Source organism: Martinezella lusitana (assembly GCF_016901135.1).
GTDB lineage: Bacteria > Pseudomonadota > Alphaproteobacteria > Rhizobiales > Rhizobiaceae > Rhizobium > Rhizobium lusitanum_D.
Map to the genome: position 1 here is coordinate 1 of NZ_JAFEVL010000051.1, position 23,355 is coordinate 23,355.

The 23,355-nt window shown below is 57.6% G+C and carries 25 protein-coding genes and 1 pseudogene; 10 read left to right on the plus strand and 16 right to left on the minus strand.

Translation table 11 applies throughout. From position 1 onward, the window contains the following. Nucleotides 1-116: 116 nt before the first annotated feature. A complete protein-coding gene (locus JTP94_RS24885) occupies nucleotides 117-257 on the minus strand; it encodes a hypothetical protein (protein ID WP_204853106.1) in 141 nt (46 codons plus the stop codon). A gap of 222 nt (nucleotides 258-479) precedes the next feature. Between JTP94_RS24885 and JTP94_RS24890 the strand changes: the two genes are divergently transcribed. After that, nucleotides 480-1,499: a LacI family DNA-binding transcriptional regulator gene (locus JTP94_RS24890; RefSeq protein WP_204853107.1), complete on the plus strand. Its 1,020-nt coding sequence runs from the start codon at nucleotides 480-482 to the stop codon at nucleotides 1,497-1,499. A gap of 228 nt (nucleotides 1,500-1,727) precedes the next feature. On the opposite strand, the gene JTP94_RS24895 is transcribed toward JTP94_RS24890, so the two are convergent. From JTP94_RS24895 to JTP94_RS24935, 9 genes are all read right to left on the minus strand, one after another. Then, a complete protein-coding gene (locus JTP94_RS24895) occupies nucleotides 1,728-1,874 on the minus strand; it encodes a hypothetical protein (RefSeq protein ID WP_204853109.1) in 147 nt (48 codons plus the stop codon). 220 nt (nucleotides 1,875-2,094) lie between these two features. Further along, nucleotides 2,095-2,823, minus strand: coding sequence for an ABC transporter substrate-binding protein (locus tag JTP94_RS24900; protein WP_204853110.1), 729 nt, complete (start codon nucleotides 2,821-2,823; stop codon nucleotides 2,095-2,097). Nucleotides 2,824-2,937: 114 nt separating this feature from the next. Continuing rightward, a complete protein-coding gene (locus tag JTP94_RS24905) occupies nucleotides 2,938-3,597 on the minus strand; it encodes an amino acid ABC transporter permease (protein WP_204853112.1) in 660 nt (219 codons plus the stop codon). Further along, complete coding sequence (locus tag JTP94_RS24910; RefSeq protein ID WP_204853113.1) at nucleotides 3,597-3,743, minus strand: hypothetical protein; 147 nt, start codon at nucleotides 3,741-3,743, stop codon at nucleotides 3,597-3,599. Before JTP94_RS24910 ends, JTP94_RS24905 begins: the two co-directional genes overlap by 1 nt. Nucleotides 3,744-3,989: 246 nt before the next feature. Then, on the minus strand, nucleotides 3,990-4,994 hold the full coding sequence (locus JTP94_RS24915; RefSeq protein WP_409456630.1) for a glutathione S-transferase family protein: 1,005 nt from the start codon (nucleotides 4,992-4,994) through the stop codon (nucleotides 3,990-3,992). 4 nt (nucleotides 4,995-4,998) lie between these two features. After that, nucleotides 4,999-6,042, minus strand: coding sequence for an LLM class flavin-dependent oxidoreductase (locus tag JTP94_RS24920; RefSeq protein WP_204853163.1), 1,044 nt, complete (start codon nucleotides 6,040-6,042; stop codon nucleotides 4,999-5,001). Between the two features lie 248 nt (nucleotides 6,043-6,290). Next, nucleotides 6,291-6,695 carry a DoxX family protein gene (locus JTP94_RS24925; RefSeq protein ID WP_204853115.1) on the minus strand — a complete coding sequence of 135 codons (405 nt, stop codon included), beginning with the start codon at nucleotides 6,693-6,695 and terminating at the stop codon, nucleotides 6,291-6,293. 247 nt (nucleotides 6,696-6,942) lie between these two features. Further along, nucleotides 6,943-7,317, minus strand: a complete 375-nt coding sequence (locus tag JTP94_RS24930; protein ID WP_204853116.1) for a glutathione S-transferase N-terminal domain-containing protein — start codon at nucleotides 7,315-7,317, stop codon at nucleotides 6,943-6,945. Between the two features lie 258 nt (nucleotides 7,318-7,575). Next, nucleotides 7,576-8,553: an NADP-dependent oxidoreductase gene (locus tag JTP94_RS24935; RefSeq protein ID WP_204853118.1), complete on the minus strand. Its 978-nt coding sequence runs from the start codon at nucleotides 8,551-8,553 to the stop codon at nucleotides 7,576-7,578. A gap of 271 nt (nucleotides 8,554-8,824) precedes the next feature. Here JTP94_RS24935 and JTP94_RS24940 point away from each other — a divergent pair, with 271 nt between their 5' ends. Further along, nucleotides 8,825-9,733 (plus strand): LysR family transcriptional regulator, encoded by a 909-nt coding sequence (locus JTP94_RS24940; protein ID WP_204853120.1) that lies wholly within the window; start codon nucleotides 8,825-8,827, stop codon nucleotides 9,731-9,733. Between the two features lie 144 nt (nucleotides 9,734-9,877). On the opposite strand, the gene JTP94_RS24945 is transcribed toward JTP94_RS24940, so the two are convergent. Continuing rightward, a complete protein-coding gene (locus tag JTP94_RS24945) occupies nucleotides 9,878-10,768 on the minus strand; it encodes a LysR family transcriptional regulator (RefSeq protein WP_204853121.1) in 891 nt (296 codons plus the stop codon). Nucleotides 10,769-10,871: 103 nt separating this feature from the next. Here JTP94_RS24945 and JTP94_RS24950 point away from each other — a divergent pair, with 103 nt between their 5' ends. The 4 genes from JTP94_RS24950 to JTP94_RS35830 all read left to right on the plus strand — a co-directional run bounded on the left by JTP94_RS24950 (nucleotide 10,872) and on the right by JTP94_RS35830 (nucleotide 14,721). Next, nucleotides 10,872-11,741, plus strand: a complete 870-nt coding sequence (locus JTP94_RS24950) for an SDR family oxidoreductase (protein WP_204853122.1) — start codon at nucleotides 10,872-10,874, stop codon at nucleotides 11,739-11,741. 34 nt (nucleotides 11,742-11,775) lie between these two features. Continuing rightward, the gene (locus JTP94_RS24955) at nucleotides 11,776-12,249 is read left to right on the plus strand and encodes an AtaL-like protein (protein ID WP_204853123.1); all 474 of its coding nucleotides are present in this window, start codon (nucleotides 11,776-11,778) and stop codon (nucleotides 12,247-12,249) included. Between the two features lie 72 nt (nucleotides 12,250-12,321). Then, nucleotides 12,322-13,566, plus strand: a complete 1,245-nt coding sequence (locus tag JTP94_RS24960) for an alkene reductase (protein ID WP_204853124.1) — start codon at nucleotides 12,322-12,324, stop codon at nucleotides 13,564-13,566. A 36-nt stretch (nucleotides 13,567-13,602) separates the two neighbouring features. Further along, nucleotides 13,603-14,721 carry a Tn3 family transposase gene (locus JTP94_RS35830; protein WP_281434834.1) on the plus strand — a complete coding sequence of 373 codons (1,119 nt, stop codon included), beginning with the start codon at nucleotides 13,603-13,605 and terminating at the stop codon, nucleotides 14,719-14,721. A gap of 119 nt (nucleotides 14,722-14,840) precedes the next feature. Here JTP94_RS35830 and JTP94_RS24975 read toward each other — a convergent pair whose 3' ends face one another. The 3 genes and pseudogenes from JTP94_RS24975 to JTP94_RS24980 form a co-directional block, all read right to left on the minus strand. Continuing rightward, a complete protein-coding gene (locus JTP94_RS24975; protein WP_409456631.1) occupies nucleotides 14,841-15,206 on the minus strand; it encodes a hypothetical protein in 366 nt (121 codons plus the stop codon). Between the two features lie 75 nt (nucleotides 15,207-15,281). Then, nucleotides 15,282-15,425: pseudogene (locus JTP94_RS35625) on the minus strand (SMC-Scp complex subunit ScpB); the annotation flags it as partial. Between the two features lie 230 nt (nucleotides 15,426-15,655). Then, on the minus strand, nucleotides 15,656-16,636 hold the full coding sequence (locus tag JTP94_RS24980) for an AraC family transcriptional regulator (protein ID WP_204853125.1): 981 nt from the start codon (nucleotides 16,634-16,636) through the stop codon (nucleotides 15,656-15,658). A gap of 150 nt (nucleotides 16,637-16,786) precedes the next feature. On the opposite strand from JTP94_RS24980, the gene JTP94_RS24985 reads away from it, so the two are divergent. The 4 genes from JTP94_RS24985 to JTP94_RS25000 all read left to right on the plus strand — a co-directional run bounded on the left by JTP94_RS24985 (nucleotide 16,787) and on the right by JTP94_RS25000 (nucleotide 20,775). Further along, nucleotides 16,787-18,229, plus strand: coding sequence for an APC family permease (locus JTP94_RS24985; RefSeq protein ID WP_204853126.1), 1,443 nt, complete (start codon nucleotides 16,787-16,789; stop codon nucleotides 18,227-18,229). Then, nucleotides 18,226-18,396, plus strand: coding sequence for a hypothetical protein (locus JTP94_RS24990; RefSeq protein WP_204853127.1), 171 nt, complete (start codon nucleotides 18,226-18,228; stop codon nucleotides 18,394-18,396). Before JTP94_RS24985 ends, JTP94_RS24990 begins: the two co-directional genes overlap by 4 nt. Nucleotides 18,397-18,463: 67 nt before the next feature. After that, entirely contained in the window at nucleotides 18,464-20,437 is a 1,974-nt protein-coding gene (locus tag JTP94_RS24995) for a primary-amine oxidase (protein WP_204853128.1), read from the plus strand. 194 nt (nucleotides 20,438-20,631) lie between these two features. Continuing rightward, nucleotides 20,632-20,775 carry a hypothetical protein gene (locus tag JTP94_RS25000; protein ID WP_204853129.1) on the plus strand — a complete coding sequence of 48 codons (144 nt, stop codon included), beginning with the start codon at nucleotides 20,632-20,634 and terminating at the stop codon, nucleotides 20,773-20,775. Nucleotides 20,776-21,008: 233 nt separating this feature from the next. On the opposite strand, the gene JTP94_RS25005 is transcribed toward JTP94_RS25000, so the two are convergent. Continuing rightward, a complete protein-coding gene (locus JTP94_RS25005) occupies nucleotides 21,009-22,181 on the minus strand; it encodes an ISAzo13 family transposase (RefSeq protein ID WP_204853164.1) in 1,173 nt (390 codons plus the stop codon). Between the two features lie 470 nt (nucleotides 22,182-22,651). Continuing rightward, the gene (locus JTP94_RS25010) at nucleotides 22,652-23,248 is read right to left on the minus strand and encodes a TetR/AcrR family transcriptional regulator (protein WP_204853130.1); all 597 of its coding nucleotides are present in this window, start codon (nucleotides 23,246-23,248) and stop codon (nucleotides 22,652-22,654) included. Nucleotides 23,249-23,355: the final 107 nt, after the last annotated feature.

Consider the following 23,355-nt stretch of genomic DNA (forward strand, 5'->3'; position numbering starts at 1 on the left):
CCAATCACCATCGCCAACTGCGAGCAGCAGCCTTGGATACTTGGCACCAAATCGCACGTCTTCACACCGCATGAACCAAAGCCTCACTCCCAGAACTTGTTTTCAGAGCGTTAAGTTTACAGTGCCCTCCACATTGCCTTCTTGATGGCGTCGCCATAATCACCGCCGGCCGTGGTAATAGTCACGTCCTGGGCAAACGCCGGAATGGCTGCGACTAGCGCGATCGTCGCGACGGAATTACGGATAAAGTGCATCATTGACTTATCTCCCTGAGTTCACCTCTGAATGACGACTCTTGACGGAACCGCTTCTTAGATCGTCCGTTAAAGTCTGAACCTTAACGTTAAAGTTCGAACCTTAACGTTAAGATGCCTTATAAGGAAACTGTGTCAAGCGTTTTGTTTTTCAGTTGACGTCTTGCTTGCCATAATCGAAACGCCGACTTACAACGTGCGAAATCAGAATGATCGGAGGCTGATATGACGACGAAGGGACGGCCAAACCTTCGAAGGCTAGCAGACGAACTTGGCCTCTCCATGACCACGGTGTCGCGGGCGCTCAGGGATCGGTCAGATGTTCATCCCGACACGATCAGGCGCGTGAAGGCCGCGGCGGACGCGGCCGGGTACGTGCCCAATCTGCATGGGCGGGCACTTCGTACCGGCTTGACTCGTAACCTGACGGCGATCCTGCCGATGGAGACGAGGGACTACCTATCCGACATCATCAAGCTTCCCTTGATTGAGGGAATGACGCTGGCGGCGAGGGAACTCGGCTACAGCCTGACCATCTTTTCGACCACCCCTGAGGAGAGTCCTCAGGAGAACCTCGACACGGTTCTCCATTCCGGCGCCGCCGACGGAGTGGTCATTACTCGCATGCTGGCGGAGGATCCCCGAATCCCCTTCTTGCTAAAGCGGCGCGTTCCGTTCATCGCGTTCGGCCGCAGCAATATCGACCGAGACTTCGCCTATATCGACATCGACAATGAACGCATCGCTTGTGAAGCGACGTCTCTCCTAATCGAGCGAGGGCGCCACCGCATCGCGCTGCAGTTGCTAACCCGAGAGGATCAGCACAGCGCCATGCGATTGGCGGGCTATCGTGCCGCGATCGAAGATCACGGGCTAACCCTCGACCCCGACCTGATTGGGCACGAGGATTTTACTATGGGGGCCAGCGAGATGTGGATCGAGCGACTGCTCGATAGCGCCGATCCCCCGACCGGGCTCGTCTGCGCCAACGAATTGGGGTTGCTGGGGACGCTCAGCGCCTTGCGCAAGCGCGGGATCGCGCCCGGTCGAGACTTTAGCATCGCGACCCGCGACAATACGCGGATTGCTCGCTATCTCTCCACGCCGCTCGTGACGCACTCAGTGGACATGGTCAGTGTCGGCCGCGCCTTGGTCGAGGGGCTCGTCCGCCAGATCGAGCATCCCCATGATCCGCTGACACAGGAAGTTTTCACGGGTGAAATGTCTGTAATCGGAGACGAATGATTAGTGGGTTACGGGTTCGTTTCCCTTCAAGACCTTTGGTATCTCGTTTGGACCTCTCACGCCCTACCGGGTCTAGGTGTTGGACCGTAAATATCTGTGCCACCCGTTAGACTTGACCCACAGCGCTGCGTTGCCGTCCGTTCCGATGATCTGGGCCGCTCTTCGAAGCAAATTTCCTCTCTGCCCAACAAATAATTACGAAAATCGGGGAGTGAGGTGCGCGCTGCCCTAAAGGACGCCCTCGATTTCCGTCACCTCGACGGTGACCTCCATGGACAGGAACGCATCCGCTCTGCCCGTGTAGCTTCCCGAAACGGAAACGGCATGCGCGATATCGCGGGTCACGGCCACCGGGATCAGGTTGGCACCGCCCAAGTTAACTTGAAACGGAAGAGAAATTGCCCGATCAGCGTTTATCTGTTCGCGACCATTGCAGGACGGCAAGCTGTCGACCGCGCAAGCGCCTGAGCGGAGCGCTCCATGGAAATTGTAGAGCCCTAAACAAGTAGGCTGGGTGTCGAGTCGGTTGTTCATCAGGCTTTTTCGGGTGACCCCAGTCAGCAATGCAAGATCGTCATCGTTGGGCCGAATTATTTCACGAGCCGTGGCTCGCCGACATCCGCCAAGGTCTTGTCAAAGCCGGCCGCCTCCAGAGCTTTGACGATGGCTCCGTCCTCGCGTTGAAGGACGATGCTGCTATCGATTGCCACACCGAGACTGTCGTTTCCTTTGGTATAAGCCGGTTTGCGGGGGGTAGAACAGAAGCCTGGATGCGGTCGTCGGATTGCGCCTTGTTTGTTACGATCCCTTTACATCCGCCTGAATTCCTCTGAATGTAGGTGCCGGCATTATAGCCGTTGACAGCGACATCGATACGGCCAACCTGCAGATCCTGCGCCATCGCGACGGCGGTGGGATAGAGCTTGAGATGCGCGCCGAGCAATTTTTGCAGGTCTGGAACCCAGAAGTAGCCCGTCACGGTGCCGACGTTCTTCCCGACCAGCGCGTCAATAGTATCGACACCGTCCTTTGAATAAAGGCCCATGAAGTCGAGATAGATTGGCGCCGACATATTGAGCACGGCAGCACGCTTCGCGGTTCGGTTCCAACTGCCGATCGCCACATCGGCCTTGCCAGACACAACCGCCTGGATCGTTGCGGCCGGATCCGTCACCAACGTTACGACTTCGAGGCAGTTTTCCGAGGCCACACGCATTAAGATCTTAGGGTCAATGCCGCTGAAGGTGCCGTCGGCAGAGGTGATCGTGAACGGCGGATAGTCATAGGCTGCGACTGTCAGCTTGCCTTTTTCGACGGTTTGCACCGTGCCGCTGCATTCGGCGGCTGAGGCCTGGCAAAGCTACCCGCTAGGAACATGGTTGTGGCAAGGAAGAAGGATTTCATCGTCTAAACTCTGACTTGGGGAGAAGGAAGGAAACTATGCGATGTGACGGCTGAGCCGCCTTTCCAATCCGCCGACAGCAAGGGTCGCTGGAATGCAGATTGCGGCGTAGAGGATGGCCGCCAGCCCAAGAATGGACATGTACTCGAAGGTCGACGTGCCAATCATGTAGGCCTGAGACAGCAACTCCGGCAGCGCGATCGTGAAGCATAGGGATGTCGCCTGAAGCATGGTCGTGGCAAATCCGAGCAAGGCGGGCAGCGCGATGCGCATTCCCTGCGGAATGATCACATACCGCAGGCCGTCGAGGTAGGAGAAGCCAACCGCGATGGCGGCTTCCTTTTGGCCATGCGGAACGGCCTGCAGGCCGGCACGAATGATTTCGCTGGTGTATGCGCTCGTCGTCCGGGCAAGCGCAAGGCTGGCAGCCGTGAACGAGGACAGGCTCAATCCCGCAGAGGGAAGACCAAAATAGGCAAACTGCAGAAGAATGAGAGCGGGGGCTCCGCGGCCGATTTCGACGCAAGCAAGCGACAGCCACTGTATCGCCCAGGACCTCGACTGGACCCCCAACGCAAAGCTGAGGCCAAGCGGCAAACCGATGAGCAGCGCGACAGCTGTCACTTCGAGGCTAACAAATAAGCCATCGATCATCGCGGGCAGGTTTTCCAACCAGAATTGAAGCAGATCGCTCATCACGCCACCTTTGCTCTGACGACGTCGTCGACGTAGCGCGATAGTCCCGCAATCGGCAGGCTGATCGCGATATAGACAAGTCCTGCGAAGGCAAAGACTTCGAGGCCTTCTTGTTCTTGGAGACGTTCATCACGAGTCCAAACCATTTGTTGTCGTCGGAATGTCGAAGGACCGCGTAGTGGGGAAAATTTTTAAAAGGGTAGTCCGGTTTCACCCTCAACTCTTTTTGCGCGTACTCGAAGATTTCTGAACGATTGACCATTACCGAGATCCTATTTCAAATTCGTGTTTCTGCTTCAAGAGACGAAAGGCCCGGTCAGTTAACGCAAGCCGAGGATTTGTTTCTCGCCATCGCGCGAACGAGTGAGCAGCCTAGCCGACTGTTTCCTAGTTTAGCAAAAGGGGCCAGTTATTCTTGTTTCTGAGACCGCCTCCTCAAAATCCCGATCGGGTCCTACTGGAACTATACCGCTTGGGTTGAGATTTGCATGGCTACCGTAGTAGTGCCCCTTTATGTGGTGAAAATCTACCGTCGGGAGAACGTCTGGATGCTGGTATAGTTTGCGCGTGTAGGCCCACAGAGCAGGGTAGTCGGCAAGTGCGCGCACGTTGCATTTGAAGTGCCCAAAATAAACGGGATCAAAGCGCAGCAAGGTGGGCAGCAGTCGGATGTCGGCCTCGGTGAGCTGGCCGCCAACGAGATAAGGGGCCGTTTCAAGCCGCGCTTCCAGCCAATCGAGTGTGCCAAAGACGGCCGCTACTTCGCGTTCGTAGGCTTCTTGAGTGCTGGCAAAGCCACTTTTGTACACACCGTTATTCAGGTGGTCGTAGACACGGTCGTTAATTGCGTCGATTTCGTCACGCAAGCCAATAGGGTAGTAATCCCCCTCACGGGCACCGAGATGATCGAATGCCGAATTGAACATGCGGATGATCTCGGAGGATTCGTTCGAGACGATTTTTCGTTCCTCTTTATCCCAGAGAACAGGAACAGTGACCCGCGAGGTACAAGTTGGGTCAGCAAGCGTGTAAAGCTCGTGAAGCTTCGTAACACCGTTTACATTATCGGGGACAACGCCAGGGCCAGGTTCGAATGTCCAACCGTTCTCGAGCATAAGCCAATGGACGACCGATACGCCAATCAAATCGCCCAGACCCTTGAGGTTGCGCATGATCAGTGTGCGATGTGCCCAAGGGCAGGCGAGCGACACGTAGAGATGATAGCGTCCCGGCTCAGCCTTAAAGCTCCGCTCACCTTGAGCGGACACTCCGTCAGGGGTAATTCGATTTCGGAAAATCGACGGTCGGCGTTTGAACGTCCCTTCGTCAACTTTGGCATTGGAGATATCTTCGGCCAAAGTGGCCTCTTGCCAAAGGCCATTGATAAGTTCGCCCACAATTTTACTCCTTTGCGCTCACCGCATGTCGGACCAACGGTGCAACCGTGGTGCCAAGCAATTCGATCGAACGCCGCATCGCTTCTATCTCGAGTGCTGCGGTGCTCATCTGGAAAGTTATGCGGGATAGTCCGCTCAACGCCGAGCTAGCAGCCAACATCTTGGCGGCTACCGTCTGCGGACTTCCTATCAGGAAGGCGCCCTTGGGGCCGCACATCGTCTCGAATTGAGCCCGCGACGGCGGCGGCCAGCCTCGCTCCTTCGCGCCTGCTGTAAACATCTGGAACCAACCCGGAAAAAAGGCCTCTTTGGCTGCTTCGTCGGTTTCTGCCACAAAACCCATAGCATGAATGCCGACCCTCTGTTTTTCGGGCAGGTGTCCGGCGACCTGCCATGCACGCCTGTAGAGATCCACAAGAGGCCGGAAGCGCTCGAAACTCCCGCCGATGATCGCCACCATCAGGGGCATACCGAGGGTCCCAGCGCGAGCGAAGGATTCAGGCGTCCCGCCGACGCCAAGCCACACCGGCAGTCGATCCTGATGCGGGCGCGGATAAACACGCTGGCCATTCAGCGACGGGCGGAAACGTCCCTGCCACGTGATATGGGGCGCTTCGTTGAGCTTCAAAAGCAGATCGAGCTTCTCCACAAACAAGGCGTCGTAATCACGAAGATCGTAGCCGAACAACGGATAGGCTTCGATGAACGAGCCCCGCCCAACCACCAATTCTGCACGACCCCTTGATATAAGATCCAGCGTTGCGAAGTCCTGGAAAACACGCACTGGATCCGCCGCGCTGATAACGGCGACGGCGCTCGTCAGCCTAATGGCTTTCGTTCGAGCCGCCGCTGCGGCCAGTATGACTGCCGGCGACGAGTCCAGTGCATTCTCGCGATGGTGTTCTCCCATGCCAAAGACATCAAGGCCGACCTTGTCTGCCAGTTCCACCTCGGCAAGCACGCCTTCCATACGGTCGACGGCAGACTGCAGACGACCCGTACCCGGCTCCGGCGCGAGCATGGCAAAACTATCAATTCCGATTTCCAATGCCTCTCCCTTTCTTAGATAACGAGTGCTTCCGCGGTCGTTACGAATTTGGCGAATAGCCTTGTGAAGGCTCGGGCCAGCCAAGAGACTGGCCCATCTTCGTTGTGTGGCATCCAGCGAGTGTGAGCGAGATCAAGATGAGAATGATAAATTGTGCCATCAGAATCTCCAGTTCGGTGTAGCCGTGGTGCCGCGCATCATCAGGCAGGGGCGATAGAGCTACAGCGGCAGCCGGTCGGTGCTCTAACTTACCTCAAGGCGTTCAAAAGCCCGACGAATCTGCTGCGGTTAAGCCATGTGACAGTCGCCGTGACGACCAGCAGGACGATTGCGGGAACGGGACTGCCGCCGATGATGAAAATATGCGTCAGGATCGCGCACACCATCGTGGCCGAAAGCAGCAATGCTCCAAATGCCGCGGTGGCCGAAATCAGCAAAGCGATACCGCCGCTGACTTCAACAATGCCTGTGAGGATTCGGAACCACTGACCCGCCCCGATCTGGTCGAAGATTGCCACCACCATTGGAACGCCGGCAAGCTTCGCGCCGCCAGCAGCGAGGAAGGCAGCTGCCGCGAGTATACGGAGCGTCCAGGAGATAATGGTGACAGTTTTGCTTGGTGCGACTTGGGCTGATGCGGAATGCAGGGGCATGAGTAAACCTCTGATGTTTGTGTGCGCCACGGGAGCCAGTTTTCGTAACTTTATCGGCTCTGGCTATTATTGGACGACATTCGGTTTCAATGACTGGAGATCATAAATGCCATACGTTCCATTCATCTGAGTAGCCGTTAATTCCAGTCATTATCCATCGGAAAAATAGATATGTCGTCTTCGAACGTTACTGCTGAAGAAATCGAAAGCCAGATCTGTGATTTAGGCGATGCTTCCTAGGCTGGGGTCAGGTGGTCTGCTGCTTAAGCTGCATGTTCTCGCGGTACAGGCCGAGATGCCGATTGAAGATACCGCTAGCAAAATCCTGGAAGGTCGGCAGCGTCTCGATATCGATGCCCGCACCCTCAGCGAACCAGGCGATGATGTCGTCGGATTCCGCCATATACTGGCCAGGTGTTAGTTCGACGGTAGGAAAGCCGACCTTGGGCAAATACACGGCGAGCTTCTCTTTGACATGACGCAATTCGTCGCTATCGCTTTTGACCAACAGGATGTCGACCTGATCTATCAGTTTCGCCTCAAGCAGGAACAAACGGAGCTTCATGCAGAAAGGGCAGCCATGCAGCAGATAGACGGAGGGTTTGAACACGGTGTCGCTCATAACAAAGGCCTTTCATTGAGATTGTATCACGCCGGTCGAGATCGAACGCCAGCGTGGCGATAATGGGAAAAACATGCGTGAAGGTTTCGACAGCGATGTGGAAAACGCGGCGCAACGACCGCGTGCGTCTTACCGCCTTATGGAATGCGATTGGTCCACGAGGCGATCCATTCTCCTGCGCTGCTGAAATCACCTTCCGGTGGTCGATCCGGCCCCCGCGGGCCAGATTCCCAACCGCCATTAAGTCGACCGTGGTGATCAGCGGGTGAAATCTGCGACGATCTTGCCGGGCGCGTGACCCGTGCGACTGCGCTCGATGGCCGCCGGCAGATCATCGAGCGCGACCACTTCGCCGACTGTCGATTGCAAAGAGCCGGCGGCGACCTGCTGAACAATAGCAGCCAGACGTAAGGTGTCGGGCTTGTTTGATAAAAAGACCCCGCGGCGACCCTCTGGTGCGCGCGACACCACATCTGGAGCCGCGATGCTCAGCAACAGGCCGTCAGGGGACAAAACCGGCCAGCACTGGTCCAAGGCCTTACCGCCAACCGTGTCGACGACGAAGTCGATCTGGCCTGTAAGGTGCCCCAGGGTTTGATTACGATAATCTATGACCTCGTCGGCACCCAGCGCCCGTACGTGCTGAAGGCTCGTGGTCGAGGCCGTGGCATAGACGAACGCTCCGGCTGCCTTGGCGAACTGAACGGCAAAGCCGCCCACGCCACCGGCCGCGCCCTGGATCAACACCCGCCGTCCAGACAGGTCGAAACCCGCGGCCTGAATAACGTGCCAGGCTGTCATGGAGGCCACCGGGATAGCCGCAGCCTGGACGTCAGTCAGGGCCTCTGGGGTATGGACCAGTTTCCCGGCATCGATGACAATGTGGTCGGCGTAGGCTCCGACACCACCAAGGGCTTCCAAAACCCGATCTCCAGGCCTCACGTTCGTGACGCCGGGGCCGGTCCGAAGCACCACGCCGGCTATCTCAATGCCAAGCGTCGCTGGTAGCACCAGCTTGAAGCGCTCGCGGAGGTGGCCTTCACGGATTTTCCAGTCAATGCCGTTTACAGCGGCAGCCTTGACCGACACTAGGACCTCGCCTGGGCCCCGCTCGGGCGCGGATACGCTGTCGACTGTCAGGAATTCTGGGCCGCCGTAGGCTTGAAGACGTAAGGCCCGGCCGGTGGCAAGCGGTCCAGATGTGGAATTGGTGTTCTTATCAACCGAATGGCTCATGGGGATCTCCTTCTGGGCTTGGAAGGTATGCGTCTAGAATACCGGCCACAAGTCGTCGAGATGAGACAGTCCGTCTCACTGGAGAGACGGCATAGCTGCGCTTCCTTGTCTCGGCTCCTTGTTTTTGAGATTGGAACGGTCGGTCGGAAAGGACGTCTCTAGGGATTTGAAACCGAGACACTAACGGAATTTCATACCATTTGTCGTCCATCGGAAATTATGTAACGACTGCGCAATATATATCTGAATCCCATATGGAGATGTTTTTGATATGCTAACCGGCTTTTCGTTCGAGCAAGTCGGTACTTTCATTGAGACTGTCGACGAAGGCAGCTTTTCTGCAGCGGCGCGAAAGCTTGGACGCGCTCAATCCGCCGTCAGCGAATTGGTGCGCACCTTTGAAATCCAGCTCGGTGTTGAACTGTTTGACCGCAGCGGCCGGTATCCGCAGTTGACAGCAGCCGGCGAAACGCTGTTGGCAAACGCTCGTGAGATCCTTGCCAAGGTGGAAGCTTTCAGATCACAGGCAAAGGGCATGGCGGTGGGCCTGGAGCCCGAACTCTCGGTCGTCATTGATGTATTCTTCCCGATCGACGTGATTGCTGAAATCGCGAAAGAATTTCGGCAGCAATTTCCAACCGTGCCGCTGCGGCTGTTCGTCGAGGCACTTGGTGGTACCGTCCAGCCAATCCTCGACAAACGAGCAAATCTTGGGATTGTGGGTACGCTGCCGCTGATGCCTCCTGGCATCACTACGGAGCAGCTTGGAGGCATCATGTTTCAGGTCGTTGCGTCCGTAGATCATCCCCTGGCTGCAATCAAAAGATTGATTTCCAAAAGCGAACTCGGCCACCACGTTCAACTCGTCCTCACCGACCGTACGGAACTGTCCAAAGGGCGGGAGTTTGGCGTGATGTCGCCGCATACATGGCGGCTCGCAGATCTATTCGCCAAGCATAGTTTCTTGGTCCATGGCCTCGGATGGGGCGGTATGCCGGCCCATGCCGTCAAGGCTGATATTGAGGGCGGTCGCCTCGCCGAATTGTTCGTAGAGGACGTGCCTGCAGGGGGCCTAAAACTGCCGATGTCTGTTGCCTATCGATCGGACGATCCGCCCGGACCGGCAGGAAGATGGTTGATTGAACGTTTGATGACCTGTTCTCTTGATAGATCCCTTTAGAGCGCTACCAGATTGAAACAATCTGATGAACGATTGAGGTCAGCGGGAAAGGTCACCCCCGTTTCCGCAGCGCGTCCCGTTATGTCAGTTTTCAGCAGGCGTAATTATCGTTCAAGCGTTTTGGCCTGAATGCGCCTCCGCCCATCATCTACCGATATAGGCGGCAAGTTCGTCAGGTGTTCCATTTGGAAAAGCGTGTTTCAGAAAATCCAGGAATGCAGAGACACGCGCGCTGAGTAATCGGCGAGATGGATATAACGTCCACAAAGCGATTTCAGGACCGTCAATCTCACCCCATTGCACCAGCGTGCCGTCAGCCAAGTCGTGGGCCACCAGTGAAATGGGAAGGCGTCCTGCACCCACGCCGGCCCGCACCGCATCCCGAACCATGATAAGCGTTGACAGGGTGAGGACAGGTTCGATCTTGATCGTTGACCGGCCAGAGGGGGTCTTCACGTGCCATGTTTGCCATTCGCCAGCCCCACGAGCAACACCAGGGGCGGCGAGCTCACTGGTCGGGCGAGGAAGGTCAGGGCTTGCCACAACAACAAGCCGGTCGTGGAGAAACGCGCGTCCGACCAGACTTTCGTCGGGATCTGGATTGACCCGGATGACCAGATCGTAGCCTTCCTCAATCATGTCCACAGTCCGATCTTCAGTCGTGACCTCCAGCCTCACCTCCGGATATTTGAGGGCAAAGCCCGCGGCGATCCTTCCCATTGCGGTCTGGGAAAAATGCAAGGGTGCGCTGATCCGCAATCTTCCCTTGGGGTTGTGGCCCCCCGAAGCAATCGCCGAAGCCGTCTCGTCCAGTTCGGCGAGCAACCTACCTGTCCGCTCGTTTAGCGCTCGTCCTTCTTCGGTGAGCTTGAGGTTCCGCGCACCTCGTTCAAACAGCCGGAGGTCGAGGCTGCTTTCCAACTCCGCGACACGCCGAGACAGTGTTGCCTTCGGCCTACCGGTCGCTCTTGAGGCTTTGCCGAAACCACCGTGGCGAGCGACAATATTGAAATCGGCGAGAGCAAGAAGATCCATGTGTGTTCCACCTATGAGACGCCGCGTCTAAAATATCTGTCTATTGGACTGTCAGTGAACCATACATATTGGGCCTGTCAACCAACCCAGCAGGAGAAACCTCATGACTATTCTCGTTACCGGTGCCACAGGCAATATTGGGAGCCAAGTCGTTGAACACCTCGTCAGGCGCGGCGCTGACGTGCGTGCTCTCGCCCGGGATCCATCGAAAGCCACCTTCCCGGACGGTGTATCCGTCGTGCAAGGCGACTTTCTCGATGTCGATTCGCTGCGCAACGCCATGTCCGGCGTTTCCACTCTGTTCCTTTTGAACGCAGTAGTACCGGATGAATTCACTCAAGCTTTAATCGCGCTCAACGTCGCGCGATCGGCTGGCATCGAACGGATCGTCTATCTCTCTGTAATCCACGCCGACGTCTACGTGAATGTGCCGCATTTCGCGGGAAAATTCAGCGTCGAGCGAATGATCGAGCAGATGGATTTCAAGGCCACGATATTGCGTCCGGCCTACTTCATGCAGAACGATCTGATGGTCAAAGACGTCATTGCCGGCTACGGCGCCTACACAATGCCGATCGGCGCCAAGGGCCTCGCCATGGTCGACGTTCGTGATATCGCCGAGATCGCCGCCCTTGAGCTGCTGCGCCGTGAAAACGCTTCAGAGCCGCTTGCAATCAACCGAATCAACCTCGTCGGCCCAGAGGTTCTGACCGGAACGGATATTGCCACCATCTGGTCGGATGTGCTTGCCCGCCCGATCAACTACGGCGGCGACAACACAGAAGGCTTCGAGCAGAATCTGAAGCAGTTCGTGCCCGCCTGGATGGCCTACGACATGCGCCTGATGGGCGAACGCTTCTTGACCGACGGGATGCTGCCTGGGGCCGGCGACGTCGAGCGCCTGACTCAGCTACTTGGTCGCCCACTCCGCCAATATCGCGACTTCGCCTCGGAAACTGTCGCTTCTGCCTAACGGAAGCAACAGCTATCTCGAAAGGACTTCCATCGTGATTTATTCGACCGCTATTGTCCCGGTAAACCCGGAAGGCGAAACGCGGTTGACGCGGGCTCAGGCGTGGAAGGGTCTTGAACTCAAAGCACGCGACGCGCGCTTGTTCCTTGCCCCAGGGCTTTGCACCCGTTGTGAGGTTGTCGAGGAAAGCGCGACCCACTTCGTGCGTGAAGCCACGATCGGAGGCAATGACCTGCGAGAAATCGTAACGCTCGAACATGAGAGCAAAGTCACTTTCTTTCAGGCGGCCGGGCCCCGCGAGGGCGCGATCATCAACGAACTGTTCGAAGATGAAGACGGCGCACTGCAGCTTCGCTTCTATTGCTACATGGGCCTGCGTGGCAAAGAGCCGAATACTCTTGAAGAGCAAGCCCAGCAGACCCGGCTCGCCAGCGAAAACGGCTACAAGGCCGCCCTGCTGGCGACGCTGAAGCGGACCCGCGCACTTGTTGCAGAGGGAAACCTCTGATCATCCTAAATGCAAATCAATAGGGTGGCCCCTGCAGAGGGCCGCCCTGAGAGCGCTGTATAAAATCTTCGAATGGAGAAACCAATGAATTCGCTATTCTCGCCGGCTCGCAAAGGCCGCTACACGCTTTCCAACCGTCTTGTCATGGCGCCTATGACCCGCAGCCGCGCAGCCTTAGACGGCACGCCGGGCGATTTGGCTTCCGTATATTACGCGCAGCGGGCAGGCGTTGGCCTGATCGTAACCGAGGGTACGCAGCCCTCAGATGATGGGCAGGGCTATCTCAGCACCCCCGGCATCTACACGCCTGCACACATCGCTGGCTGGAAGAAGATCACATCAGCCGTGCATGATAAAGGTGGCCACATCTTCATCCAGCTGATGCACGCAGGGCGCATGTCGCATCCTGACAACACGCCGCATCACCGTCCAGGCGTTGCGCCTTCAGCGATCGCGCCAGGGACGGACATGTTCACGGCAATCGGGATGCAGGATATTCCTGTGCCTCGCGCGCTTACCACCGAAGAAGTGCGCAAGACCGTGGCCGATTTCCGCCAAGCAGCCCGCTCAGCCATTGACGCCGGCGCCGACGGCGTCGAGATTCATGGCGCGAACGCTTATCTCGTCCATCAGTTCTTTGCGCCGAGTGCCAACACACGCACGGACGAATATGGCGGCTCTCTGGAAAACCGCGCCCGCTTTGCGATCGAAGTTGCCACGGCGATTGCCGAGGAGATCGGCGCTGACCGGACCTCGATCCGACTGTCTCCCGGCGCGACGATATGGGGGATTGACGAAGGCCCGGAAGGCCCGGATCTCTACCGTTATCTGGTGGCCGAACTCGACAAGCTTGGACTCGCTTATGTGCATATCATGCACCAGGGCAACGAGGTGTTGCTGGCAGATATTCGCAAACTTTGGCACCAATCGCTGATCCTCAACCGCCCGGGTCATCCACGCGATAAGATCGGTTCCGATGTAGCGTCGGGGATAGCCGATTTCGAAGCCTTCGGACAAATGGTCCTTGCCAATCCGGACTTCGTCGCGAGGCTGAAGGCCAATGCAGCAATGAACCTGGCAGACCACAACACGTACTTTGGCGGCGATGCTAAAGGATACATCGATTACCCCTTTATAGAGCAGACATCAGCATCGACCGTCACTTCTTCCGCGACAGCGAAGAAAAAAATCCTGGTCGTCGGCGCCACAGGATTCCTGGGAGCAAAAGTTCTCGGCCAACTGGCGCGTGACAGGACGTTTACTGTTGCTGCGATGTCACGGAAGGGGACGTTGTTGCAAGGATCCCGAGGCTACTGATATCAGGCGACCGCTTTTGGTCGCAGGATCTTTTTGATGCCGCATAAGTTCAATGAAGACAGACGGCACAAGATAGCCAGGCAGAAATTCAAGGTCACGAATTGGTCGGCGTATAATGAAAGCCTGAGACGACGCGGTGATTTGACGGTCTGGGTGAGTGATGAGGCGCTTTCTCAGTGGTCAGCGTCGCGGCGGACGTCGCGTGGTGGCCAGCCGAAATATTCGGACCTGGCAATTACGATGTGTCTGACCCTGCGTGTTGTTTACGATCTGCCTTTGCGCCAAACCCAAGGCCTGATGCGCAGTATCGCGAAGCTGATGAGCGTTGAGATTGCCGTGCCGGATTTCTCCACCCTGTCGCGCCGGGGCAAAGGACTAGCTTTGCCGTCAATCCGGCACCGAACAGCAAGCCGGGCTCCAGTTCACCTTGTGGTCGACAGCACGGGCCTGAAGGAGGCCGGTCGTCAGGTCGGAGAGCAATATGCCGATACGGCCGGATTCACCGATCACCTGTTCGGGACCAGCGGCATGCTCGGATACCGCCTTGTGCTGCGCATCCGCGATTTGCCTTCGAAGCGCCTTTACGTATTCAATCCCGCAGGGACGCCTAAGGATTTGCGCAAACTGGTCGGTGGCAAGATCCGCGAGGAATTGATCATCGCGAACTGGCCCGACCTATTCCGCTGCGCGGCGACCATGGCTTCCGGCAAGATCAAGCCGAGCCAGTTACTCCGCAAGCTTTCCTCCTATCCACGCCAGAACGATCTGGCGGTTGCGCTGCGCGAGGTTGGCCGCGTGGAACGGACACTCTTTATTATAGAATGGATCCTCGACACGGACATGCAGCGGCGTGCCCAGATCGGCCTCAACAAGGGCGAGGCCCACCATGCTCTCAAGAATGCGCTGCGTATCGGTCGCCAGGGTGAAATCCGTGACCGCACCACCGAGGGCCAACATTACCGCATCGCTGGGCTGAACCTGCTCACCGCAATCATCATCTACTGGAACACCCTCCATATCGGCCAAGCGGTTGCCGAACGGAGAAACGAAGGACTTGATGTGCCGCCCGAACTTCTGGCGCATATCTCTCCGCTGGGTTGGGCACATATATTACTGACCGGCGAATATCTCTGGCCCAACGCCGCAAGCGCTTAGAGTGTCATTTCGCCCCCAGCCGGAACCGACCCCTAGAACGGTGATGCGATCGGCTGCCGCCAGCCAGCGTCTCGCCGCGACGACGGCGCGCTGCACATGATCGTGCGGCTTCCAGCCAATCACGACATGGCCCATGAGATGCCGGCGTATTGGCCGGGTGGCGGCACCAGCACCAGCTTGTGTTCGTTGAAAAGGATGTCGTGGAACGTGTCACGGGCATCCATGTTGCCATGGCACGGGGCGATGACGAGCGCCGTCTCATGACATTCGGTCGTCACGCAGCGATCGAGATCGCCGCGGCAATCGTCCAGGAGCAGGCCGTTTCGGCCGGGACTTTCCTGCTTCCAATCCTCGAAAGCCCGCATCACCCGTTCCAGTCGCTCACGCGGCGAGCCTTCGTCGTGCTCCCTCAGCATCTGAAGATCGATCTCCTCGGCGGCATCGAGACGATCGTGACACCTGCCGCGCGGCTGGCGTCCGATCATTTACCTTTGCTGGTCTCCTTCGGATTGGTTGCTGCAGGATCGCGTTTGCCTGCGTAGGAAAGAAGTCTGCACGTCTCAGTCCGCCTCCAGCCGTTGCTCGTTACGTTGCGCCACAAACTCTTCCCGCGCCAGCGCCTGCCGGCTCAGCAACCCGGCATCTTCGAGATTTTCGATATCGGGTAGATCACGCAGCGTCTCCAAACCGAAGGCGGACAGGAAGAACCAGCCATCATTTATATTTGGCCTGGGACCATCGCGCCGCGATTACCCCATGTTCAAGGCGGCCAATCGGCCCGTGCCTGACTCGAATACATAGGTAACAGTTTGTCCCTGAGACAGGAGTGATAACCTCGTGCTTAACGGGTTGTCGATGGTTTGCAGTTTCTGTGTTCCAGGTCGATATATCCGAGATCATAGCGCCTAAAGCTGACAATCGACACATTTGCTTTTTACCCGTCCTTGGCCCAGCGTCGACGGGCGCGCCAGAAGACAGTCGAATCCGCATATCCCAGCGCATCGGCGATCTGCACTTTCTTGAGTTTCGCATCGAGCTGTTTCTGCGCAAGTTCACTGCGGTAAATCTCGATCATTTCTCGTAGTGAGGTTCCGTCTTCCTGCAGACGGCGTTGCAGTGTCCGCGGTGCAAGTCCGAGATCGTCAGCGACAGTGGTGATCGTGATTTTTCCGTAGCCGAGATTGGTTCCGATCAAGGATCGGACGCGGTCACGCAGGGACTGTGGCTCGCCTTGCTTTTCGGCGAGCTCCGCGATGTGGTGCTCGAGAACGGCAACCAAAGCGGAATCCTCGGACCTGTAGGTTCGTTGGGCATCCGCCCGTGTAATGAACAGGCGGTTGCTTGGTTGGCCAAATTTCAGCGGTGCCCTGAAAATCTTTTCAAGAGGAGCTGGGTTGAGTGGCTCAGGATGCTCGAAATGAATCTCTATCGGTCGCCAACTACGCGAAAAGCCGAGCCGAATAAGCTGGCAGCATGCCGAGAGCGTGAATTCGCTGTCCTGGCGTCGTGGCCAGAGTTTAGACGAGGACAGTTGATAGCTCCAAACGTAGTTGTCCTCGACGACTTGAAGCCCGCTCGACGTCGCCCTCTGAATGGCCGAGATGTAGAGTTTGAGACGATTGATGGCATCTAAAATGGTGGGTGAGATCGAAAAGAGAACGCCAGTAGGCCCAAGATCACCCGGCGTGACTTTGGTGCCAAGCAGAGCACCGAGATGAGGGGTGGCGCTTAACTTTGCCGCATCTTCGAACAATGAAACGTAACGAGCGAGTGAAACCATCGCATAAGGATCCGAAATTTGGGAGCGCAGGATACCGTGCCGTGCGAGCAGAGTATCCACGCTTAAACCTGTGTTCTCGATCTGCGCCAGGATAGGCAGGAGCACAGAAGCTCGGATTGTCGCCGCTTCGGACAAAACACCCCTCCAAAGAAGCTTTGCGAAATAATGCCCAAAATGTAGGCATATATGGCGTGGTTTATCGACATTATGGCGTAGTAAGTAATTTCATTTGATCTATGTCAAGCATACATTTCTTAGAATTTATCAAAATAAAAGGGGTTCAACATGACAATAAGCGAAAATGCCAGTCCACCATCCGGCCGCTTGGCGAAGAATTCAGTGGGCGTCATGCACATTGTCTTTTTCGTGGTGGCAGCAGCGGCACCTCTGACGGCGGTGGTCGGCGCGACGCCGCCTGCATTTGCATTTGGCAATGGTGCGGGGGTTCCGGGCGCTTTTGTCCTGGCCGGACTGCTTTATCTGACATTTGCAGTCGGATTTACCGCGATGAGCCGCCATGTCGGCGACGCTGGGGCGTTTTATACCTACATCACCCACGGCATCGGCAAGCCCTTCGGTGTTGGCGGCGCCTTTGTTGCGCTTTTGACCTACAGCGCCGTCCAGATCGCCATTTACGGCCTAATCGGTGTTTTTGCGCAGGGCGCAATGGCCGGGCTCGGAGTGAACTTTCCCTGGTGGGTCTGGTCTTTCGCCGTCTTGTTGATTGTGCATTTCGCCGGTCAGCGGAATATCGCATTTTCCGGTGCCATTCTGGGTGTATGCATGCTGGCCGAAATCGGCATATTGTTGCTGCTCGATGTCGGCATCGTCTTACATGGAGGCGGACCGGAAGGCATGAGTTTGTCCACCTTCGCGCCGTCAACGATTTTTGCGCCTGGTCTCGGTGTAGCCTTGGTTTTCGTGCTTGCCTCATTCATCGGGTTTGAGGCTACGGCCATTTTCGGTGAAGAAGCGGAAAACCCGGAAAAGACCATTCCGCGGGCGACCTATATCTCGGTGCTTCTGATTGCCGTCTTCTACGCCTTGTCGACCTGGGCCATCACTCAATATTACGGTCCCAGCAAGGTGCAGGCTGCAGCAAGCGCCGCTCTGGAAACCTTCTACTTTGATGCCGCGACAAACATTCTCGGTGCATGGTCGGCGCAGGTCATGAATATCCTGCTGATTTCAAGCCTGTTCGCCTGTATCCTGTCATTCCATAACACGTTGAACCGTTATTTCTTCGCGCTCGGCCGCGAAGGAATAGCCTTCAAGATGCTCGGAAAAGTGCATACTGTTCACGGATCGCCTTACGTCGCAGGCTGGCTGCAATCGATTTCGGCTGCGGTCATCCTGGCAGCGTTCATCATTGCCGGTCAGGATCCCTATGCCGTGGTCTTCTCCTACATGTCGGCACTTGCCGTGCTTGGCATCCTCGCCGTGCAAGTTCTCGTTTCCGTCGCCGTCATCATGTTCTTCCGTCGTGACAACAAGGGTTACAGTATCTGGACCACGACACTTGCTCCTGCCATCTCTTTGGTAGGCCTTGCGGGCGGGATTATTCTTGTCACGGCCAATCTGTCTTTGCTGGCTGGCACCTCGAACATCGTTGTTAGCTCCTTCCCGTTCCTGGTTCTGGCGGTTGGTCTTTTGGGGATCGGCTTTGCCCTGAAGGTCAAGTCGTCTGATCTGGAGCGCTATGCAGCACTTGGAAAGGCCTTCGAATGACCGCGCTCCGGACGTTCCGACCCACCGACCGCGTGCTGGCCTGCCTGCTCGCAGTGCTGACCGCAGCGACCGTCCTGATGGCCACCGAGGCCCATGCATTCTGCTCGATCTTCTGCATCCATGGCGATCGGATGATCGAGACCGAAATCTGCGCCAGCCGGCGCTGACGCTTTCGGGTGGCGCCAGCTCCAGCGCCACCCCCACCAACCAACCTGATTGCTGAAGGACCGTTCCATGGACGCCGTCGTCGACACCATCATCCACCCTCTCGATCCCTTGAGCCTTTCCGAAATCGCCGAGGCGGTCGCGATCCTCAAGGACGAGAAGCAACTGTCAGACACCATCCGCTTCCCGATCATCCGGCTTGAAGAGCCGATCAAGACCGACCTCGCGGCCTTCCGTGCCGGCAAGCCGCTTCCTCGCCTCGCCTTCATCCTGTCGCTCGACATATCGACGGGCACAACCTTCGAGAGCATCGTCGACCTGACGGCGAAGCACGTCGACGATCACAAGCGGCTGCCGCATGACGAACTGCCCTATGGCCAGCCGCCGGTCATGCTCTGCGAATTCGAGACCGTCGAGGCGACGGTGAAATCCGACCCGCGCTGGATCGCGGCGGTGAAGAAGCGCGGCATTACCGACGAGGACATTCCGCTCGTCCAGATCGACCCCTTCTCCTCCGGCTATTTCGGCCTTGAATTCGAGAAGGGCCAGCGCATCGTCCGTGCCGTAACCTACTGGCGCGAGGATATCCGCGACAACGGCTATTCCCACCCGATCGAAGGCGTGGTTGCCGTGGTCGACCTGGTCAAGAACCAGGTGGTCGATCTCGTCGACGACGGCCGCATCATCCCGGTGCCGAAGAAGAAGCGCAACTATGGTCAGGAGGCCTTCCCCGAGACGCGGCAGGGACTGAAGCCGCTCGACATCGTCCAGCCGGAGGGCCCGAGCTTCACGGTCGATGGCTGGAAGGTCGAATGGCAGAACTGGTCTTTCCGCGTCGGCTTCACCCCGCGCGAAGGCCTCGTGCTGCATGAACTGGGCATCAAGGACGGCGGCAAGCTGCGGCCGATCGTCTTTCGCGCCTCGGTGACGGAAATGGTCGTGCCTTACGCCGACCCGACCGCCAACCACTTCTGGAAGAGCGCCTTCGACGCCGGCGAATACGGCCTCGGCCGCCTCGCCAACTGCCTGGAGCTCGGCTGCGATTGCTTGGGTCACATCCACTATTTCGACGTGCCCTCGGCCGACGACTTCGGCCAGCCCGTGGTGATGACGAATGCCATCTGCATGCATGAGGAGGACTACGGCATCCTCTGGAAGCACTACGAGTTCCGCAACGGCATCTTCGAGGTTCGTCGCTCGCGCCGTCTCGTCATCTCCTTCTTCGCTACCGTCGGGAACTATGACTACGGCTTCTACTGGCATCTCTACCAGGACGGCACGATCCAGCTCGAGGCCAAGCTGACCGGCATTATCCAGACGGCCGCCGTCGCCCCCGGTGAGACCTATCAATGGGGGGGCATGGTCGACGACAACCTCGGCGGCCCGACCCACCAGCACTTCTTCAACGCCCGCCTGCACATGGATGTCGATGGCGGCGACAACACCGTGACCGAGCACGAATTCGTGCCCCGCCCCTGGGGCGACGACAACCCCTATGGCAATGTCTTCGATACGAAGACGAAGGTGCTGAAGCGCGAGTTGGATAGCCCCGCCGTCGCCAATGGCGAGACGGGCCGCTACTGGAAGGTTCAGAATCCGAACGTCAAGAACTCCGTCGGCAAGGCGCCGGGCTACAAGCTGGTTGTGATGCCGAGCCCGCTGATGCTGGCGCAGGAGGGATCGACGGTCGCCCAGCGCGGCGGTTTCGCCAAGAAGCATATCTGGATAACGGCCTTCGACCCAGCGGAGAAATACGCCTCGGGCGACTATCCGAACGTGCATGCCGGCGGCGACGGCCTGCCGAAATATGTCGCCCAGAACCGCAACATCGAGAATGCCGACCTGGTGCTTTGGCATTCTTTCGGCCACACCCATGTCTGCAAGCCGGAGGATTTTCCGATCATGCCGGTCGAGTATGCCGGCTTCACCCTGAAGCCGAACGGCTTCTTCGCCGGCAATATCGCCATGGACCTGCCGGCCGGAAAGAATCCGCATAGTAGGGACAATCGAGAAGCTTCGGGAGCCTCGTGCTGCCACTCATGATGAAGCGCTGCATTGCCGCTGGAATCTCAACCCACCTCCTTCGCGGGGGTGGGTTTTGTGCGCGTTTTGGCGGAGCATTCGGTGGTTAGGCAAGCCTGCCTCATGCGTACGGAACGCAGCTGCATCTCCCGACGGGACGTGGACTCTTGGAGAGCCTCGGGCACGCCTTTTCTACATTTTCAAAGGGGACCAGGATGAAAAATATCAAACGCGTCGAAGATCAAATCGAAGCATGGACACCCCAACAACGATTGGTTGGCGAGGAGGTGTTCGACCTTGTTGAAAAGAAGCTGCGTGACATCCTGAACAAGACCTATAGCGCGACGGTGCATCGGTGATTTCCGGCAGGCTGGTGGCGAAGACTTCCATAGCCACACTGCAGGTGATTGGCCGCTCAAAAGCTGCTGTTGGTTGGTCCCAGACGAAAAGCGGTTTAATGGTGCCGCACCACCCAGCAATGCTGCACAGACTTGAAAGCTCCGCTTCGCAAGATCGATCTCAGGGATCTGCGCCGTTGTCATTTGCCCTCCCCGTGTAAGCGCTGCCACGGCGCTAAGGAAGCGTCGATAAATTACGACTCTGTTTTTTCCGGTCTTGGACTAATTGTATAGTTCCATTCGCCGTGGAAGGTGTGGCGGAGGATATTGATCGCGGCCATTTCGGCGTCGGAGATTTTGATTCCGGCGGGATAGAGATTTTCATCGAGTTCGCAGCGAACGGTGACGCCAGCGGTCGAGGTGGTCGCGGCGATCAGTTCGACAATGGTGCGATAGTCGGTGAGCGGTCGCCCCCTCCAGTTGCGCGAGATGAATGAGAAGAGGCGATGTTCGATCTTGTTCCATTTGCTGGTGCCGGGCGGCAAGTGCAGGACGACTATGGTCAGGGCCAGTTCGTCGGCGAGCTTTTGAAGTTCGATCTTCCAAAGGCGGACGCGCGAGCCGTTGCTCCCCCCGCCATCGGCGGTGATCGTCAAGGTATGGGCGTGCGGGTAGCGGTCGCGTCCCATCGTCATCCACCAGGAGCGTATCGCATTGACAGCGAAGGCCGCCGTGTCGTGGTCGATCCCGACGCTGACCCATCCTTTGTCGTCGGCGATATCGTAGATGCCGTAGGGCGCGGCGCGACCGAGCTTGGGATCAATGAAGTCATGGACCCGGACTTGCTCGGGTGATCCGGCCGGCCGATATTCACGTCCGCCATTCTTGAAGTCGCCGACGAGTTCTTTCTTCTTAGTGTCGACGGAGATCGCCGGCTGGTCTGCGGCGATGGCCGCCTTGACCGTTTCGGCGATATGCTGGAACTGCGCGTCGCGATCGACGTGGCCTGATCCCTCGATCGTCTTTCGATTGGCTTGAAGAGAGTAGCCAAGTCTTTTCAACAGGGTGCCGACGACATCGTAGCCGACCCGATGACCCATGGCGCAAAGGGCGCCCGCCAGGTTGCGCAGGCTTTTCGAGGTCCACTTCAACGGCGACATCGGATCGCCGCACGTCGCCGGATCAACAAGATTTTCCAGGTCGGACAGAAGCGTCGGGTCCGTCTCGGTCAGGGGCTTGCGGCCCGCGCCCTTGCGACGGATGCCGCCAAGCGCTGAATCCGGCGCTTGGCCGCGCAGTTCCCGCAACCCATAGCCGATGGTGCTGCGCGCGATCCCCGTCGCCTCGCACACCGCCGCGATCCCGCCCCAACCGGCCGCGAGCGCTTCCGCCGCAGCAAAACGCCGACGACCCCGCTCGTCCAGCATCGGACTAAGCGCCTCATAACGCAGCTTTATCGCGGCAACATCGATCACCGACACTGTCTACAAACAAACAACGAAAATGGGAATCCACCAAATGCGATTTCTCGATTCAGAAATTTATCGATGCTTCCTAAGCGGGTATGGGCTTGATTGAGTGGGGTCTCCTACCCCGGCATCTGTGATGCCATAGTGCGGTTGTTGGAAGCCGCAAAAAGGAGAGCCGTTCACTCAATCAAGCCCCGAGGACGCCGGCAAGCCGCTGTCGCACCTTCTCATCACGGTGGTATTTTAGATGCGGTCGCTGCCGGCAATCCGTATCCAGGATACTGCCGGCGTGCAGCCAGATCCGGTGCGCTACGTAAAGAATGCCTTGAAAAAGGAAGCGGCAATTCGCCTGTGGTTGGATACTGCGTTTCCCTCGCAGCTTTATGCACGGCGAAGGCGTTAAGCGCATATCCGGACGACGAAACCCGTCAGCGGCCCGATGTCATGATTGCGTCGATCAAATCATGGATCGCATCGGCGAGCGGTTCCTGGCGAGAAGGGTCTTTCGCGACGGCCGTTGCCGATTCCCGCAGGGCGCCGCTGATCAGGACGGCGTAGTTGGCCGCCTGCACCGGGGCCTTTCCGGCGTTGATCAGGTCGCTTGTGATCATCTCCTTGAACCGGGCGGAGGCTTCGCCCACGACGGGTTCCAGCAACGGGCTGAGCGCAGGGCTCAGCATCATGTAGAACCGCCCGACCTTTGGTTCCGAGGAGATAACCAGAAGCGCCTGCGCGAGAGCGAAAATGCGCGCCTCCGGGCGTTCCTGGGCGTTTCTCCGCCGCGTGGCCTGTTCCAGCACGCGCTGCGCGATCAGGCGGTAGATGTCGCGCAGCATCTCGTCCAGCCCCTCCGGGAAATAGGAATAAGCAGTCGTCTTGGAGGCGCCTGCGCGCTTGGCCGCCGCCTCGACCGAACACACGCTGAGGCCACCTTCGGCAAATAGGTCGAGCACGGCATCCAGCAGTTCCTGGCGCGTTCTCAGGCGATTCTTGTGGCGCAGACTTAAGGGGCGGAGCTCTGTCATCAGGCTTATATAGCGCGCTTGGGAAGCGGCGAAAAGGGGAGGTTTCTCCAACAAGTGAACAAAAAGTTCAATCTGTGAATTAAAGTTCTTGTAATGGACAAAAAGTT